20 protein-coding genes are annotated in these 16,203 nt (G+C 68.3%); 8 read left to right on the top strand and 12 right to left on the bottom strand.

Annotated features, from left to right (window positions below; genetic code table 11):
* Window positions 1–19: 19 nt before the first annotated feature.
* From QGN30_RS17175 to QGN30_RS25755, 4 genes are all read right to left on the bottom strand, one after another.
* Window positions 20–145 (bottom strand): hypothetical protein, encoded by a 126-nt coding sequence (locus QGN30_RS17175; RefSeq protein ID WP_269769257.1) that lies wholly within the window; start codon window positions 143–145, stop codon window positions 20–22.
* A 181-nt stretch (window positions 146–326) separates the two neighbouring features.
* Window positions 327–536 carry a hypothetical protein gene (locus QGN30_RS17170; RefSeq protein WP_095562644.1) on the bottom strand — a complete coding sequence of 70 codons (210 nt, stop codon included), beginning with the start codon at window positions 534–536 and terminating at the stop codon, window positions 327–329.
* A gap of 165 nt (window positions 537–701) precedes the next feature.
* Entirely contained in the window at window positions 702–1,664 is a 963-nt protein-coding gene (locus QGN30_RS25760) for a hypothetical protein (protein WP_232517802.1), read from the bottom strand.
* Between the two features lie 330 nt (window positions 1,665–1,994).
* Complete coding sequence (locus tag QGN30_RS25755; protein ID WP_232517803.1) at window positions 1,995–2,159, bottom strand: hypothetical protein; 165 nt, start codon at window positions 2,157–2,159, stop codon at window positions 1,995–1,997.
* A gap of 167 nt (window positions 2,160–2,326) precedes the next feature.
* Here QGN30_RS25755 and QGN30_RS17160 point away from each other — a divergent pair, with 167 nt between their 5' ends.
* The 3 genes from QGN30_RS17160 (at window position 2,327) to QGN30_RS17150 (ending at window position 4,046) form a co-directional block, all read left to right on the top strand.
* On the top strand, window positions 2,327–2,848 hold the full coding sequence (locus QGN30_RS17160; RefSeq protein ID WP_198347173.1) for a carboxymuconolactone decarboxylase family protein: 522 nt from the start codon (window positions 2,327–2,329) through the stop codon (window positions 2,846–2,848).
* The gene (locus QGN30_RS17155) at window positions 2,845–3,390 is read left to right on the top strand and encodes a carboxymuconolactone decarboxylase family protein (protein WP_095562646.1); all 546 of its coding nucleotides are present in this window, start codon (window positions 2,845–2,847) and stop codon (window positions 3,388–3,390) included. Before QGN30_RS17160 ends, QGN30_RS17155 begins: the two co-directional genes overlap by 4 nt.
* A 113-nt stretch (window positions 3,391–3,503) precedes the next feature.
* Complete coding sequence (locus QGN30_RS17150; protein WP_172417570.1) at window positions 3,504–4,046, top strand: TetR/AcrR family transcriptional regulator; 543 nt, start codon at window positions 3,504–3,506, stop codon at window positions 4,044–4,046.
* Here the strand turns inward: QGN30_RS17150 and QGN30_RS17145 are convergent.
* Entirely contained in the window at window positions 4,026–5,195 is a 1,170-nt protein-coding gene (locus QGN30_RS17145; RefSeq protein ID WP_248923613.1) for an acyl-CoA dehydrogenase, read from the bottom strand. The genes QGN30_RS17150 and QGN30_RS17145 overlap by 21 nt on opposite strands.
* Before the next feature lie 79 nt (window positions 5,196–5,274).
* Between QGN30_RS17145 and QGN30_RS17140 the strand changes: the two genes are divergently transcribed.
* Window positions 5,275–6,021, top strand: a complete 747-nt coding sequence (locus tag QGN30_RS17140; RefSeq protein WP_095562647.1) for an Rv3717 family N-acetylmuramoyl-L-alanine amidase — start codon at window positions 5,275–5,277, stop codon at window positions 6,019–6,021.
* 1 nt (window position 6,022) lies between these two features.
* On the opposite strand, the gene QGN30_RS17135 is transcribed toward QGN30_RS17140, so the two are convergent.
* On the bottom strand, window positions 6,023–6,781 hold the full coding sequence (locus tag QGN30_RS17135) for a cutinase family protein (RefSeq protein ID WP_248923615.1): 759 nt from the start codon (window positions 6,779–6,781) through the stop codon (window positions 6,023–6,025).
* Window positions 6,782–7,001: 220 nt separating this feature from the next.
* On the opposite strand from QGN30_RS17135, the gene QGN30_RS17130 reads away from it, so the two are divergent.
* Window positions 7,002–7,268, top strand: a complete 267-nt coding sequence (locus QGN30_RS17130) for a hypothetical protein (RefSeq protein WP_202378698.1) — start codon at window positions 7,002–7,004, stop codon at window positions 7,266–7,268.
* 66 nt (window positions 7,269–7,334) lie between these two features.
* Window positions 7,335–8,822: a flavin-containing monooxygenase gene (locus QGN30_RS17125; protein ID WP_201406993.1), complete on the top strand. Its 1,488-nt coding sequence runs from the start codon at window positions 7,335–7,337 to the stop codon at window positions 8,820–8,822.
* A gap of 4 nt (window positions 8,823–8,826) precedes the next feature.
* Here QGN30_RS17125 and QGN30_RS17120 read toward each other — a convergent pair whose 3' ends face one another.
* From QGN30_RS17120 to QGN30_RS17105, 4 genes are all read right to left on the bottom strand, one after another.
* Window positions 8,827–9,231 (bottom strand): septum formation family protein, encoded by a 405-nt coding sequence (locus tag QGN30_RS17120; RefSeq protein WP_248923673.1) that lies wholly within the window; start codon window positions 9,229–9,231, stop codon window positions 8,827–8,829.
* Window positions 9,232–9,309: 78 nt separating this feature from the next.
* Window positions 9,310–9,852 carry an ester cyclase gene (locus QGN30_RS17115; RefSeq protein WP_202378699.1) on the bottom strand — a complete coding sequence of 181 codons (543 nt, stop codon included), beginning with the start codon at window positions 9,850–9,852 and terminating at the stop codon, window positions 9,310–9,312.
* 40 nt (window positions 9,853–9,892) lie between these two features.
* Window positions 9,893–11,200 carry a cytochrome P450 gene (locus QGN30_RS17110; RefSeq protein ID WP_202378700.1) on the bottom strand — a complete coding sequence of 436 codons (1,308 nt, stop codon included), beginning with the start codon at window positions 11,198–11,200 and terminating at the stop codon, window positions 9,893–9,895.
* A gap of 34 nt (window positions 11,201–11,234) precedes the next feature.
* Window positions 11,235–11,582: an MmpS family transport accessory protein gene (locus QGN30_RS17105; protein WP_026071561.1), complete on the bottom strand. Its 348-nt coding sequence runs from the start codon at window positions 11,580–11,582 to the stop codon at window positions 11,235–11,237.
* Window positions 11,583–11,672: 90 nt separating this feature from the next.
* Here QGN30_RS17105 and QGN30_RS17100 point away from each other — a divergent pair, with 90 nt between their 5' ends.
* Window positions 11,673–12,758: an NAD(P)H-dependent amine dehydrogenase family protein gene (locus QGN30_RS17100; protein WP_202378701.1), complete on the top strand. Its 1,086-nt coding sequence runs from the start codon at window positions 11,673–11,675 to the stop codon at window positions 12,756–12,758.
* A 109-nt stretch (window positions 12,759–12,867) separates the two neighbouring features.
* Window positions 12,868–14,571, top strand: a complete 1,704-nt coding sequence (locus QGN30_RS17095; RefSeq protein ID WP_248923616.1) for an Hsp70 family protein — start codon at window positions 12,868–12,870, stop codon at window positions 14,569–14,571.
* A 37-nt stretch (window positions 14,572–14,608) separates the two neighbouring features.
* Here the strand turns inward: QGN30_RS17095 and QGN30_RS17090 are convergent, their stop codons facing one another.
* Both QGN30_RS17090 and QGN30_RS17085 read right to left on the bottom strand, forming a co-directional pair.
* Window positions 14,609–14,977 carry a hypothetical protein gene (locus QGN30_RS17090; protein ID WP_064937153.1) on the bottom strand — a complete coding sequence of 123 codons (369 nt, stop codon included), beginning with the start codon at window positions 14,975–14,977 and terminating at the stop codon, window positions 14,609–14,611.
* Window positions 14,978–15,051: 74 nt separating this feature from the next.
* Window positions 15,052–16,146, bottom strand: a complete 1,095-nt coding sequence (locus QGN30_RS17085; protein ID WP_248923617.1) for a class I SAM-dependent methyltransferase — start codon at window positions 16,144–16,146, stop codon at window positions 15,052–15,054.
* Between the last annotated feature and the right edge of the window lie 57 nt (window positions 16,147–16,203).

Below are 16,203 nucleotides of genomic sequence, written 5' to 3'. Positions count from 1 at the left end.
GGCCCGACCGCAGGTCCGATTACGGCGTGGCGTCCAGCTTGACGGTCACGACGCGCTCGGGCTTGGCGACCACGGCGCCGAATCGGAATGTGATTCGCAGCGCGACCGAGTCCTGCCCGAACAGATAGTCCGAGCTGGTGGCCACGACGATTGGCCCGTAGGCCGACAGGACCGCGCCTGTCGAGGACTACAAGCGCGCCGTGCGGCACGTCGCGGTCCACGAGGACACGCAGGTTGAGCAGCTGTCGTGCCGGTGCGGTCGCGGTGCCCGCTCCGAGTAGCGCGGCGTTGCTGTCGGCGGCGAGCTTCAGCGTCTGCAGCCTCGCCTAGTCCGGCGGGTGGGCCAGGATGTGCGTGGCCTGGCCGCCGTCGGTGTCGACGTTGGCGACGGCCGCGACCACCGCGTCGAGGTTTTCGGCGGTCACGATATCGCCCGTGCCCGCGGTCAGCGACTGGCTCGGCAGGCCGGCGGGCGAATTGGTTGCGGACGCGACTGGCGCAGCTTGGGTCAGGAAGGCGCGGTTGGCCTTGCGCACCAGCGCCTCCCGCGGCCTCGGAGATGACGGCCGCGTCGTCCTGCCCCACTCCATCCCGTCCCCCCGCGAGACGGGAACGATCGGCCTGACCTTGCCGGTGTGGATGGTGTTGTGTCGTTCGCTCGGAGGTTCGCTACTCGCGAGTAACCTTAACTTGACGCTCGGTTAACGGTGGAGGTGGCGATTTTGAGCACGCTTACCGAGGACGCTGCGTCCGCCTCCAGGAATCGACCATGCGCGCTCACCGCCTTGACCCACACCAAATCCGACTGCCGATACAACTGCCCATCCGGCGCAACGTACCGCCCCATGCCCGGGTCGTAATGCAGCACTGCAACCGACGGTGACACACCAGAGCCATTGGCGCCAAACGCGCTTGGCGCCGCCGGCACGGCACCCGCATCGGGCGGTGTTGGCGGCTGTTGACCGTCTGCGGCGCCGGCGGCCCCGGCGGTGTTCCTGCGGGCGCCGCCCCGGCTGCGATGGCGTCCCCTCCACGGGACCAAAAGTCCTCTGCTCGATATCCACCCGATCATCCGGCGGCAGACCCTGCGGCAGAAGATTCGGATCCATCGGAAACGGCCCCAGCGCGTGCTGCCTCTCCGCGAGAGGCACATATTTCTTATCGCTATTGCAGATCGCGACTGTGGGGGCGCGCTTTCCGGGCTTGCTCATGCAGGGATAGTTACGCGACCCGCGCACGGATAACGGCGAGACTTGCGGCAGCTTGCAGTAGACGTTATCCGGAATATCGGCCTCGCTCACATTGGCGGGCGAGCGCCAACTCGACGGCGGCAGGAACCCCACCGTATACGCCGGCGGGTTAGCGATGGTCAGCGTGAACCCGCCGACCGCCAGGCCGGTCGGATTGTTCGTGACACCGTACGAGCCGTAGGCCGCGACCGACGGGGGCAGTAGCATTAGCAGCTGTTCGAGCGCGGCGTGATAGATCACCCCGATCTGCCCGATGGTGGTCAGGTTCACCAAGAACACCGGCAGGTTCGGCTTCAGCTGATCCAGGAGCCGCGAAACCTCTTGCGCAAAGCCGGGTCCGGTGTGCAGCAGCTTCCCGATCTGCGAATCGTCTTTCACCATCTGGTCGGTGAAGCCGGCCGGTTGCGCCCACATCGCGTCTGGTCCGAGGTCTGGGGCCTACGCATAAAAGCGCCTGACATCGTCGACCGGAGCGCGGGTGCGGTCGACGACGGCGAGGCGTCGTGCTACAGCTTGCTCGACGAATCCAGCATGGACTCCAGGTCGTAGCTCGCTCCGTTGAACGCCGTGAACGTCTCGCCGAGCAACTGCCCGAGCTTTCTTTAAGGATGTTCTTGACCAACGCGCTGAGCTTGTCGAGCATCGGCCCGACCGGGCGCGGAATGCTGGTGTCGCGCAAGCGATCACCACCCGTCGCGCAGATAGGGCGCTGTTTCCGCGCGCGGTGCCGGATCGACATTTTGTTCACATACCGCCGACATGCTGTGCACGTCGGCGGATATCTTCGGCGAGGTGCCAATCGCCAGTGTGGATTTTGCGCCGGTGGTGGTTGCCCGACGCGGTCATCTTGTCGACCTGCACGCCCCGATAGGTGACATTGCTGAACTCGCCTGCATCGGGGAGCTCCAAGGTGTGACGGTGGCGTCCCTCGGGCTGCGAAGTGACCTGAGTCCGGCGGGCGCCATGAACGGGGGTGAACGCGCGAAAGCGGTAAGCGCATGCGCTTATCGGTTCCGCACACTTCCTTCTACCGGCCGAAACTAAGCTCGAGGAGCCCGCAACGAAAGGTAGGCCGCGTGACCCGCATGCCGCTCGCCAACGCAGACGAGCAACCCGAACACATCAAAGAGCTCCTCGAACGCCCCGGAACGCTCGACGTGCTGCGCCTGATCGCCAACGCCCCCAACGTATTCGAAGAGTGGGCGCAGATGGCCGGGCAGCTCTTCGACAGCCCGACCTTCACCCCGCGGATGCGCGAAGTGATCATCCTGCGGGTCGGCCACCTGCAGGAGTCGCCCTACGAGCTCGCCCAGCACGTGGTCTTCGCCCGAAAGGCAGGGCTCACCGACCGACAGATCGACGCCCTCCAGAACCAAGCGGACCTCGACACCGCCGGGTTCAGCGGCGACGAACGCCTCGTCATCGACACCGTCACCGAGCTGTGCACCACCCGCCGCCTGTCCGACGACTCCTTCGGCAGGGCCCACGCCCTGCTCGGCGACGAGGCGCTCACCGAACTGCTGATGATCGTCAGCTGTTACTACGGCCTGGCGTTGGTGCTCAACGCCGTCGACCTCGACATCGACGCGCCCGCATGACCCGCACCCCGTACCGCGAACCCGAGGACATGCCCGAGCTTGCCCGCGAATTGACCGCGCGGCGGGGCAATCTCAACGTCTACCGCGCGCTGGCCAACGCCGAGAAGGTGTTCACCCGCTGGATGGTCGCCGGCGACGCCGCCCTGACCAGCCCGGTGCTGCCGAGAAGGCTGCGCGAACTCATCGTCCTGCGCACCGCCTATCTCATGGACTGCGCCTACGAGCTCGGCCAGCACAGAGACGTCGCGCAAACGGTCGGGATCGACAGCGACACCATCGACGCCCTCACGTCCGAATCCGATTGGCAAACCGGCGATTTCGACCCCACCGAGTTGGCCGTGCTGCACCTGACCACCGAGCTGGTCACCACCCGCCGCGTCGCCCCCGAGCTTTTCGCTCAGGTCCACCAAGTCCTCGGCTCGGAGGCCACCATGGAGGCGTTGATGGTCATCAATCGCTATGCGGGCCTGGCCCTGATGCTCAACGCGCTCGATGTGGATCTCGACGAGACCGCCCGGCTTCCCGTGCCGCCGACGCGATGAGGCGACGGTAACCCGCGGTTCCCCCACCGGCCAATCGGCCTTCCCGTAATGTCCACGGTGTGGTGGTGCGCAAGCAGCCGTCGACCCGCCTGTCGGCCGAGGACTGGCTCGAGGTGGGCTACACCGTGCTCGCCGAAGAGGGGGTGCGCGCACTCAAAGTCGAACGCCTCTGCCAGCAGGCCGGCGTCACCCGCGGCAGCTTCTACTGGCACTTCGAGGACATCGACCACTACCGGGCCGCGCTCGTCGAATCCTGGAACAAGTTCCTCGAACGCGACCGCCAGGCGCTGTCCAAGCTCGACGAGCTGCCACCCCGGGAGCGCCTGTTGGCCCTGACGCGCACGCTGGTCAGTCCCCAGTACTGGATGCTCGAGCGTGCGATGCGTGAATGGGCCCGCCTGGATCCGGTCGCGGCCGAAAACATCCGCGCGGCCGATCGGCTCCTGTTGCGCACCGTGGTGAAGGCCTACTGCGACTACGGGTTCAGCTTCGAGGACGCCAAACTGCGCGCGGAGTTGACCTTCGCCGCGGGAATCGGACTGCTGCACCTCACCAGCTCGGCCGAGCAGGCCCAATCGCTGTCCCAGCGAGAACGATTCCTGGCCGTGATGCTGGGCGAGGCGGGAACCGCCGGCTCAGATCATGGCGATGGGTGAGATCTTCGCGCCAATCGCCAACGCCCCGGCCAACTCTCGGCTCGTGTCGTAATCGAACACCACATGCCCCGCGGCGATGTCCACATCGCGCTTGGCGCGCTGCAACGGGCTGGACAGGAAATGCGCGCTGGCGCCGGCCGCCTCCAACAGATCGGCGATGATCGCCCGGCACTCGTGCACCGTGCGCGCGGCCGCCAGCCGGGCATCGGCCCGCACCGACCGGCTCACCCGCCCGCCGCTGACCACGATCGCCTCGATCTCGTCGGCGGTCGCCGCGATCAACGCCCGCAGCGCGCTCAGCCGCACCCGCGCCTCGCCGAGCCGGATCTGCGCGGCAGGCTGATCCTTTTGCGCCACCCCGCTGTAGGCCAGCACCCGCCCGCCGAGCCGCTCGGCGAACAGCTCGGTCACCCGTTCGGCCGCCCCGAGCACGGGCATCGACGCCGTCAGCGCCAGCGCGGGCACCATCGGCCACCGGTACGTCGGGACCCCGTGCGCCAGCGCGCCGGGTGCAGTGCCGCCGTAGATGTCGGCCACCGCGACCAACCGATGCTCGGGGACGAACACGTCGTCGACGACCAGATCATGCGAACCGGTGCCGCGCATGCCGGCCGTGTGCCAGGTGTCGACGACCTCGACCCGGTCGGCGGGCAGCACGACGAGCACCGGGTCGATCCCGTCCGCGCGCTCGATCAGCGCGCCGACGATCATCCAATCGGCGTCCATCGCCCCCGTCGCCCACGCCCACCTGCCGGTCACCCGCACCCCGCCGTCGGCCGGGACGCCGCGGCCGGTCGGGGCCAGGGGCGCTGGCGCCAGCACCGGTCCGGACGCGAACACCTCCTCCTGCGCCCGCGGATCGAACAACGACAGCATCCAGTTGTGCAGCGCGTAGAAACCCAGCGTCCAGGCGCTCGAGGCGCAGCCGTGCGCCATCCGCCGAATCGGTTGCATCAGTTCGGGAAACGACGCCTGCAGCCCGCCGAACCGCGCCGGAAGCAACAGGCGGAACAGCTCGGTCTGCCGGAAATCGCTCACCGTCGCCGCGGGGAGGCGCCGCAGCCGCTCGGCCTCCTCGGCGCGCTCGGCCAGCCGCGCCACGAATTCGTCGGTGATGCCGTGCAGGGGACGGCTGTCGACCACGGACATGCCGACGACCGTAACATACTTTTTAGTATGTAGCGGCGCCGGTTGTTACCATCGCCCGGTGAGCGATCGCCCGGGAGGGATGCGATCACGCCGCGACGTCCTGAAGATCGCCGGTGTCCTGCCGGCGATCCTCGGCGCCGCCGCCGTCCTGCCCGCCCCGCGCGCGGCCGCCGGTGTCGCCGGGATGTCGGTCTTCCTCGATCCCGGCCACAACGCCGTCAACGACGCCTCGATCAACCAGCAGGTGCCCAACGGCCGCGGCGGCACCAAGCCGTGCCAGACCTCGGGCGCCGCGGCCGGCGACGGCTATCCCGAGCACGCGTTCACTTGGGCGGTGGTGGGGCTGATCGCCGACCAGTTGAACCAGATGGGCGTTCGCACCCAGCTCTCGCGCGACGGCGACGGCGGCGTCGGCCCGTGCATCGACCAACGCGCGGCCGCGGCGAACGCCATGCGCCCGGACGCGATCGTGAGCATCCACGCCGACGGGGGACCGCCGTCGGGCAGCGGATTCCACGTCAACTACTCGAGCCCGCCACTGGGCGATGTTCAGGCCGGGCCCGCCGTGCAGCTGGCCCACGCGATGCGGGATGCCTTGGCCCAGTCGGGGTTACAGCCGGCGAACTACATCGGCTCCGACGGCCTGTACGGCCGCGACGACCTCGCCGGGCTGAACCTGGCCCAATACCCGGCGGTGCTGGTCGAACTCGGCAACATGAAAAACGCGGGCGACGCCGCGCGGATGGAAAGCGCGGACGGCCGGGCGGCCTACGCCGCCGCGGTCACCCGGGGGATCGTCGCCTTCCTCAGCGCCAAGGCCGGCTGACTCAGCTGCCGAAGCCTCCGCTCGCGGGTGGCGGCGCCGGGGCGGGGCCGCCGAGGCCGAGGTGGCTGGAGGCGAAGGCGACGCCTTTGTCGATGATGGAGCCGTCGTCGGCGTAGGTGTTGTGGGCGGCGAAGTTCATGCCGTCGGAGCAGACGGGGTCTTCGGTGGCGCAGACTTTGAGGGTTTTGTCTTGGTAGGCGGGTCCGATGACGACGGGGGGTTCGCCGAGGAAGTTCATGGCGCGCACGTTGGGCATGCCGAAGAGCACGACTGAGGAGACGTGGTTGGCGACGTCGGGGGACAGGGGTTTGGGGACGGTGGCGGGGTCGATGCCTTCGGGGACGGCGGCGGAGGTGACAAAGCCCATGACGGCGGCGCCTTGGGAGTAGCCGCCGAGGACCATTTTGGTGTTGGGGCAGTCATGGGCCATGGATACGACGTGGGCGCCGGCGTCGCGGATGCCGTCGATGCCGGTGTCCCATTGGTCGGTGGCGGGGTAGTTGACGGGGTAGACGTCGAAGGAGCGGTCGCCGACGCGTTGGTGCAGGGCGTCGACGAAGGCTTGGCCGGTGGGGCCGACGCCGGGTTCTTCGCCGGTGCCGCGGGCGAAGACCACTTGCACGTCGGGACATTGGGCGGCGGCGGTGGGGATGAGGGAACCGGAGACGGCCGAGGCGGCCATGCCCGATGCGGCGATAACTACTGCTGGACCAACGGAACGAACAATTCGACGCACGATCATGCCGTCCAACGTGCCCATGCGAGCCCCTCCCAAACTGTCAACTTGCCGACCATTTCGTGATGTTTTCCTGTATACCGGCGCGCGCCGGCATGCGGTGGATAGCGGCTCCGTCGCCTCCATCGGACCGACGCGGCCAGTGCGCATCTGGTTACCAAAAAACACTTTAAGCCGTCGTTTGATTTCGTCTGTCGAGGGTAGCCGCAGATCGCGGGACTCTGCCAATCAGAGGGGCGGCGACATGGCAACGGGCGAAACGGGTTTCGGCGGTGTAACCTTCGATCTCTTTTCCGTTCAACACCACTCGGTGATATCGGGCCGCGACGACGACCCGCGCGCGCGACGCAACCCGCGCAGGACCGAATGGGATTGCCTCCGGCCCCGCGACGAGGACGCCGGTGCGGCGAATTGGTATCCGCGTAAGCCGAAAATGCTGAGCGGGCGCACAGGTGTCGGCATGGTCACATACGGGCAACGCTCAGGTGCGCTCGGCGTGGCGCCCTATTAGAGTGACGTATCTTAGGGAAAGCTTATGATTCGTTAAGTATGGAAACAGGTAGCACGGAGCAAGGCTGTGAAAACGGACCGTTTCGACGCGATCATCATAGGCGCAGGTTTCGGCGGCATCGGCGCCGCAATTCAGCTCAAGCGCCTCGGTTTTGAGAACTTCGTCATCCTCGACCGAGAGGATGACCTGGGTGGCACCTGGCATGTCAATCACTACCCGGGCATCGCCGTCGACATCCCCTCCACCACGTACTCGTACTGGTTCGAGCCCAATCCCGGGTGGTCACGGTTGTTTGCGCCGGGCGCCGAGGTCAAGGCGTACGCGGCCGACGTCGCCGACAAGTACGACGTGCGCCGCCACATGCGGTTCAACACCACCGTCGAAGGCGCCGAGTGGGACGAGGACGCCGCGGTCTGGCGGGTGACGCTGGCCGGCGGCGAAAACCTGACCACCCGCTTCCTGATCACCGCGACCGGCTTCCTGTCCCAGCCGCGCCTGCCGGACATCCCCGGCATCACCGGCTTCGAGGGCAAGATCGTCCACACCACGGCCTGGGACCACGACTACGACTACACGGGCCGCCGCATCGCGGTCATCGGGACCGGCGCCTCGGCGGTTCAGCTCATTCCCGAGCTTGCCAAGCAGGCCGGCGAGCTGACCGTCTACCAGCGCACCGCGACCCACATCATGCCCAAGCCCGACTTCGAGTTCCCGCAGGCGGTGCGACGCCTGTTCGCCCGGCTGCCGGCCTCGCAGCGCGCGCTGCGGTGGGTCACCGACATCATCCTGGAAATCATCATGGTCGTCGGGGCGCTGCACTATCGGGAATCGCGGGGGCGCGGCAACATCTCGGCCGCCGACCTGGCCAAGATCAACCGCTTCCGGTGGATCCGGGACAAGGATCTGCGGGCCAAGTTCACCCCGGACTACGACTGCGGCTGCAAACGGCCCACCCTGTCCAACAGCTTTTATCCCGCGTTCGCCAAGCCGCACGTGCACCTGGAGACCAACTCGATCGAGCGGATCGAGCCGGACGGCATCGTCACCACCGACGGGCGCAAGACCGTCATCGACACCCTGGTCCTGGCGACCGGTTTCGACCTGTGGGAGGCCAACTTCCCGGCCATCGAGGTGATCGGCCGCAAGGGCCGCAATCTCGGTAAGTGGTGGCGCGAGACCAGGTTCCAGGCCTACCAGGGCGTCTCCGTGCCGTACTTCCCGAACTATCTGGGCCTGGCGAGCCCGTTCGCCTTCTCCGGACTGTCCTTCTTCCACACCATCGAATACCAGATGCGGCACATGGACCGGCTGCTCGGCGAGGTCAAGCGCCGGGGCGCGACGACGTTCGAGGTGACCGAGGAAGCCAACGACCGGTTCATGGAGCGCATGACCAAACTGCTGGACAGTTCGGTGTTCTACAGCGGCGACTGCGCCACGTCGCGGTCGTACTACTTCAGCCCCAGCGGTGAGGCGTCGCTGCTGCGGCCCACGTCGACGCTCAATTCGGTGCGCGAAGCGCAGACCTTCCCGCTCAGCGACTACGTGATCGCCTAGCGCCTCAGCGGCGCGCGGATCCGGTCAACGGTTGCCCGTTGGCGGACTGCAGCAAGCAGATGGCGGTGCTCGGGGTGGGGTTGGCGCCGGTGCGGTCCTGGTTCGAGTCGATCAGATAGGTGATCGAAAACCGGCCGGCGTCAACGGATTGCCCGGTGTAGGGGGCGAGTCCGGCGGCGCAGTCCTTGGTGGCGACGGCGGCGATGGCGGTGTCGACGGCCATCGGGGCGCGCAGATACACCTCGGCCAAATGTGCTGTCGCGCAGTCGACGACGGTGACGTCGACGCGGCTGCCGTCGGCCGGCGGCAGGTCGGCCACGCACTCACCGGCCCGCAGGTCGATCCATTTCTCGGTGTGCGAGCCGGGCGGCAGCGGAGCGGCGATGGCGGCGGTGCAGGGGCCCAACATGGCCGCGACGACGAGGACGCCCACCGGGTGAAGGGGTGAAGTGCGCATCGCAGCCTCCCTTGCTCTTAGCGGTGGAGTTTAGGAGGTGTTGGTCAGCGCCGGGTCCGGTTTTCCCGACGACATCGATACGAACCCGCGCACGCAGCGCGCGGCCAGCCACCAGTTCGCCGGCTTTTTCATGTCCAGCCCGCCCAGGAGCTGTTTGACCATGGTCAGGCTGTCGAAGTAAATGCGTTCGCAGACAAGGGTTTCGGTGTCGTCGAAGACGAAGTAGGCGGTCATGCGGACACGGAATCGGCTGCCTGTCGGCGGGACCTTGCCCAGGTAGCCGCGGTGGGTGCCCATCAGCCAGAATTCGACGATCACCGCGTCGGCGCTGTGCCGCAGCGCGATGATTTCGTGATCCTGGTCGGGAAACGCCGTGCGGGTCTCGGTGTAGTAGCCGCGCACCGCCGCGTCGCCGTCGTGCACGAGCATCTGGGGGATCAACTCGTAGCGCGGATGCGGGAACGTCGCCAAGACGTCGTCCCAGGCCTGGCGGACCTCGTCATGAAAGTGGTCGAGCACGAGCTTCTGGCGCGCGGCCAGCACCTCGGGCGGCGGGAACGCGGGGATGGTCACGTGGTCAGCGTAAGCCCATGACCTCGCGATCAGAGGCGACCTACCGCGGGGGAGTCCAGGCGACCGGCAGGGTCTTGATGCCGTGGATGAACTGCGACAGCAGCCGCGCGGGCTCGTCCGTCGCGACGATGTCGGGGATCTCGCGTCGCAATTCGTCGAAGACCACCCGGATTTCGCGACGGGCCAGGTTGGCGCCCAGGCAGAAATGCGCGCCCCCGCCGCCGAAGCCGAAATGGGGATTGGGGGTGCGCGCGACGTCGAAATGCCAGGGATTGTCGAACGTCGACTCGTCGCGGTTGGCCGAGTTGTACCACAGCGTGACCTTGTCGCCGGCCTTCATCTTGGTGCCGGACAGCTTGAAGTCCCGGGTCAGCGTGCGCCGCATGTAGATCACCGGGGACGCCCACCGCACGATCTCCTCGACGGCGGTGGGCGTCAGGCGGTCGAAGTTGGACCACCACTTGTCCCGCTCGGCGGGGTAGCGCGACAGCGCCAGCACACCGTGGCTGATCGCATTGCGCGTCGTCTCGTTGCCGGCCACCACCAGCAGGATGAAGAACGACGCGATCTCGGCCGACGTGAGCCGTTCCCCGTCGACCTCGGCCTCCACCAGGCTGGTGGTCAGGTCGTCGTGGTGATTCGACCGCCGGTCCTCGGCCAGCGCGCTGGCGTAGGCGCCGATGTCCATCGACACCTGGAGGAACTCCCCGAAGTCCGTGGCCAGGTCCGGGTCGCCGAACCCGAGAATCACGTTGGTCCAGTGGAAGATTCGCTGATGGTCCTCCTCCGGGATGCCCATCATGTCGCAGATGACCTGCAGCGGCAGCGGACCGGCGAGCTCGCCGACCAGCTCGGCCTCCCCGTCGGGATGGTTCGCGATCAGCGAGGCGACCAGCCGGCGGGCCCGCTCGCGCACCGACGCCTCGATGCGCGCCACCACTTTCGGGGTGAACGCGCGGCTGACGATCGAGCGCAGCCGCTGGTGTCGCGGATCGTCGAGCACGATCATCGAGCCGAAGTACTCGCTGATCTCCGGGGTGTTGTCGTTGATCGTGATGTTGGGGCTGGAGCTGAAGATGTCCGGATGACGGCTCGCGAAATACACGTCGTCATGCTTGGTCAGCGCCCAGTGCCCGTTGCCCGGCTCGAACCCCTCGTACTCGACCGCGGGCCAGAACGAGATCGGCGCCTCGCGGCGCAGGGTGGCGAAGGTGCCGTCGCGGACGTCGTCGTCGAGCGCCCAGAAGTCCAGCGACTCGAGGTGGATGTCGGCCAGCGGGATCTCGGGCGGCGGCGCCCCGTTCGTCCGCGCCGCCAGGCCCTTTTTGGGACCCGTCTTGAGGCTCACCTAGACCTCCTCGTGTCGTACGGGGGCGGCACGGTCAGTGGGTGCAGACCGTTCGGGCGGGCGTGCCGACCGTGGCCGTCGCCGCGCTGACCACGTTGCCGTCGACCAAGATCTTGCAGGAGATGGGGCCCGGCCCCTGCGCGCTGATCGTGAACACCTCGCCACCGAATCCGGTGAACTCCGTCGACCACGGCAGCGGCGCATTCACCTGATGCAGCTGCCCGGTGTCGGTTTGGTAGTAGATGAATTCGGCGACCGCGGGCCCGTTGACCTCGTAGCGGATCTGCGGCATCTGGGGCAGCGCGTGGGCCACGCCGCCGGCATTCGCGAACCCTAAACCGACGGCCAACACGATCGCAGGTCCGGTGAGGTGCTTCGTCATGAATTGCATCGTGTCACCACGGGCGACGGTAGGGAAGCTTAATGTGAAGTTCCAAGCGGGGGCTGGTGAGTGGAAAGGTGGCGTAAAGGCATGGCGGGACACGGCTCAAAGCGCGTGGTGGTGTTCGGCACCGGCTTCGTCGGCAAGATGGTGATCCCCGAGATCGTCAAACACCCCTCGTTCGAGTTGGTGGGCGTCGGCGTCAGCAACCCGGACAAGGTCGGCCGCGACGTCGGCGAGATCTGCGGAATGGGCGAGAAGGTGGGCATTCTCGCGACCGACGACATCGACGCCCTGATCGCCCTGAAGCCCGATGCGCTGGTGCATTACGGCCCGACGGCCATGCACGCCAAAGAGAACATCCTGCTGATCACCCGGTTCCTGCGGGCCGGCATCGACGTGTGCTCGACGGCGATGACCCCGTGGGTGTGGCCGACGATGCACCTGAACCCGCCGAACTGGATCGAGCCGATCACCGAGGCCTGCGAACTGGGTGAGTCGTCCTGCTTCACCACCGGCATCGACCCCGGATTCGCCAACGACCTCTTTCCGATGACGTTGATGGGCCTGACGTCGGAGGTGCGGCGGGTGCGCGCGTCCGAACTGCTGGACTACACCAACTACGAGGGTGACTACGAATTCGAGATGGGCATAGGTCGCGAGCCCGAATTCACGCCGATGCTGCAGGACCGCGACATGCTGATCTTCGCGTGGGGCGCCACCGTCCCGATGATCGCCCACGCCGCCGGCATCATGCTCGACGAGATCACCACCACCTGGGACAAGTGGGTGACACCGACGGAGCGCAACTCGGCCCGCGGCGTCATCAAGCCCGGCCACGTCGCCGCCGTCCGGTTCACCATCAACGGCGTCTACCAGGGCGAGACCCGCATCCAGCTCGAACACGTCAACCGCATCGGGCTCGACGCCGCCCCGGACTGGCCGCGGGGCCACGACAACGACGTCTACCGCGTGGACATCGAGGGGACCCCGAGCATCTTCCAGGAGACCGCGTTCCGGTTCACCGACGGCTCCGGCCGCGACGCCGCCGCGGCCGGCTGCCTGGCTACCGGGTTGCGGGCCCTCAACGCCGTGCCGGCGGTCAACGACCTCCGGCCGGGCTGGGTCACCCCGCTCGACCTGCCACTCATCGCCGGGGCCGGCAACATTCGCTGACCGGCGCACAGCGGCCACATAGCCGGCACCGACACGCGATACAGGATTTGGCGGCACAATAGCGGCTAGCCGGATGCGAATTGGTGCTGCGAACAACGGGGATCGAACTATGGCCAATGGAGCTGGGACCGCACTGGGCCTATCGATCGGTGTCACCAACCTGGCGGCCGCGACCTCCGATAACGCCATCACCCGCAAACCCGTACTGACCCTGTATCCGGACCGGCCCGCCGAGATCGGCATCCCCGCCGAAAACCCCCGCCTGCAGGGGCCGGGCGTGGTGCTCACCGGCTTCGTGAACCGCGTCGGCGACCCGCGCGGCGTCGTGGCCCCCGACGGCTCGGTGCACCGCGGCGAGGTGTTGCTCGCCGACGGGTTGCGGGCGCTGGCCTACGCCGCGACCGGCGGACGCCCGCTGCCCGACGACGTCGCGGTCACCTACCCGGCCCATTGGGAGTCGCCGGCGGTGGAGGCCCTGGGCGCCGCCCTGGGCGAAATCCCCGAATGGTCGGGGCGCGCGCGCCCGATCCTGTTGATTCCCGACGCGGCCGCAACGCTGCTCGCCGTGCGGACCAACCCGGGCATACCGGCGCGCGGGACCGTGGCGGTGTGCGATTTCGGCGGCAGCGGCACCAGCATCACGCTGATGGACGCCGACGGTGACTACCGGGCGGTGGCGCCGACCGTGCGGCACCGCGACTTCTCCGGCGACCTGATCGACCAGGCGCTGCTGGGGGTCGTGGTGGCCAACATGCCGACCACCGGCGCGTTCCCGACGGGCACGGCGGCGATCGGCTCGCTGAGCCGGCTGCGCACCGGGTGCCGGATCGCCAAGGAACAGCTGTCCTCGAGCGCCGCGACGACGCTGACCAATGGGCTGACCGGGGCGCAAGGTGAAATCCGGCTCGCCCGACACGAACTCGACGACGCGATCCGACCGGCGCTGACCGGCTTCCTCGCGCGGCTGGATGAAACGTTGGCGCGCAACGGGATCCGCGACCTCGTCGCGGTCGTGTCGTCGGGGGGCGGGGCGAACCTCCCGGCCATCACGACCACGCTGGCGCGGCATCTCCGCGTCCCGGTCGCCACCACGCCGCGGCCCCAACTCACCGCGGCGGTCGGCGCCGCGCTGCGGGTGGCGCGTGGCGCCGGCGATGCGACGTCCGCGGCGCCCGCCGTGCCCGCGACCGCGACGGCTCGGGCGGCGAGGCCCGACCGCACCGCGACAACCCAACTGCCGCCCGCGGGCCCAACGCCGATGCCGATCCGGGCCTGGTCGGCCACGGCCCACCAGTCGCGCGTCATGCCGGCCGGTGACGCGGAGGCACCGACCACCCGGGTCGCCGCCCCGGCCGCGCGGCGCAAGCGGTTGTTCGCCCGGTGGCGCCTGCTGCCGGCGGCCGCCGTCCTTGTCACCGCCGCGGCGGTGCTGCTGGTGGGGGCCGCGCTGGCGGTCGGGCTGAACCCGCCGGACAAATCGGCGACGACACCCGCCCCGGCGGTGACCACGACGCCGCCGGCGCCGGCGAGCGCGACCGCGCAACCCGGGCCCGTGGACGTCCCGGTGCCGTCGACCTCCGACACCAACCCGCCGGCCGAGACCGAGACGCCGATGACCACGACGCCGCGGGCGACTCCCCAGGCGGCCCCGCCCCCGCGCCCGGCAGCTCCGCGCCGCGTGGCCGTCCCGCCCATTCCGCCGATTCCCGGGCTCAACGAGCCGATCCCCGGGCTCGACCGGGTCAACCAGATCCTTCAGGAGATCCAGGGCGGCCTGGGCGTCAACGCCCTCGGGCCGTTACCCGCCCGCTGAGCGACTCTTACCCGCCCACCGAGGGTCGGTTCACGAATTACCTTTCGGTGATACGTTTTTCGCCCTTGTTCTCCGCGGTGGCTGCTTCCCTCAGCACCTCGTTGAGGGACTTGTCCTTCTCGATCTGGTCCTGCAGATCCTTCTGCTCGCGGCCGTCGTCGTCCTTGGCCTGGGAGTCCGTGCCCTCGGCGACTTCATGCTTCGGGTTACCGTCCTCGTCCAACCATTCGTTGACGGCGGTGCCGGACACGCTCCCGCCGGTGCCGGGCAGCACGATCGTGGGCTTGTCCTTGTAGGCCTCCATCATCTTGGCGGCCTCTTCTTTGTCGTCCTCGTCCGGCTCCGGCTTCTCGGTCAGTCGTTGCTCGTCGTCCTGACCGGACGATTTGTCGTCCTGCACGCTCATGCATCTACCCCCTTGCATCGCAGATTCGGCGATGGCGGGGGATTACCCGTTGCGCGGCTGTGCCGAAACTCTCCTCAGCGCGCCCCGTCGCCCTTGACCAGCACAACCAGGGCCTGCGGGATCCGCATCGGCTCGGGTGCGGTGGACAGCCGCTCGGCGACCGCGCCCTGCAGCTGCTCGACGAACTGCCCGGCCCGTGGGTCGTGGATGCCGCCGTCGAGCGCGCGCGCCAGGGCGGGGAACAGCGCGGACCGCGCGAAGGCGGCCCACTGGGCGCCGAAGGCGTGCGCGTCGTGGTCGGACTGGAAGCGGGCCCAGAATCGATCCTCGGCGTTGAAGATCTCGAGGTGCTCGATCATCAGCCCTTCGAACCGCCCCTTGGGCGCGAACGGCGCGCGAAAATCCTTCTCGGTGCGGGCGAAGGTGGGAATTGTCATGCGCCGCAGCTCATCTGGGCTCAGCAGGCCGTCGCGTCCCTGCTCGTCCAGCGCGCCGACGATCGCGTCGAGCAGCGGCGCGAAGCCCGCGGTCTCGTCCTCGTCGGCCGCCAGCGTCAGCGCCACCAGCCGGCCCTCGGGCGCCAGTTCCCGCCCGCGGAACGCCACGAAGTTGTGCCAGTCCAGGGCGGCCTGGTCGGAGTAGGCGGACCGCACCGCGTCGTCGGCGGTGCACGAGACGTGCACGTGATCGGGCACCTCGCAGGGCGTTCGGCTTAGCCACTGCGTCGCCCAGGACGTCCAGCCCAGGTTGACGGTCTTGGACGGGACGATCTGGTTGTAGAAGGACCGGCCGATCGCCGAGGTGAACGTGGCCCCGTCGAGGTGCAGGTAGCTTTCCGGGTCGTCGGCCACCGTGCCGAACAGCGCCGTGAAGTCGTTGCGTGGTACGTCGGTGTGCGCCACCAGGATTGCGTGATCGTGGCTGGTGCGCCGGCGCAACACCGCGATGGCCGCCGACAGCGGCCGCAGCGAATTGTGGCCGTTGGCGGCGCCGTAGTCGGCGAGGACCATCGGCTGTGGAGACCGGGGCAGCGCCACCTGTTCGGCGGCCCGCTCGAACACCGCGATCGCCTTCGCCAACCCGGCCGCCCGCAGCCGCGACGCCTCGCTGAAGGTCGGCTCGGGGCGGACCACAATGCTCGATTCGGGCATCGGCGGTTCAGGCTGCATAGGGCAACGATAGTGGTTGGGCTGGTGGTCAGTTCGGCGTGGCGAACGGGCCGGGCG

It is taken from the genome of Mycobacterium sp. 3-98, from assembly GCF_035918355.1.
GTDB classification, from domain to species: Bacteria; Actinomycetota; Actinomycetes; order Mycobacteriales; family Mycobacteriaceae; genus Mycobacterium; species Mycobacterium intracellulare.
Note: the sequence above shows the minus strand (reverse complement) of the source record. Positions and strands in the feature narration are given on the sequence as shown.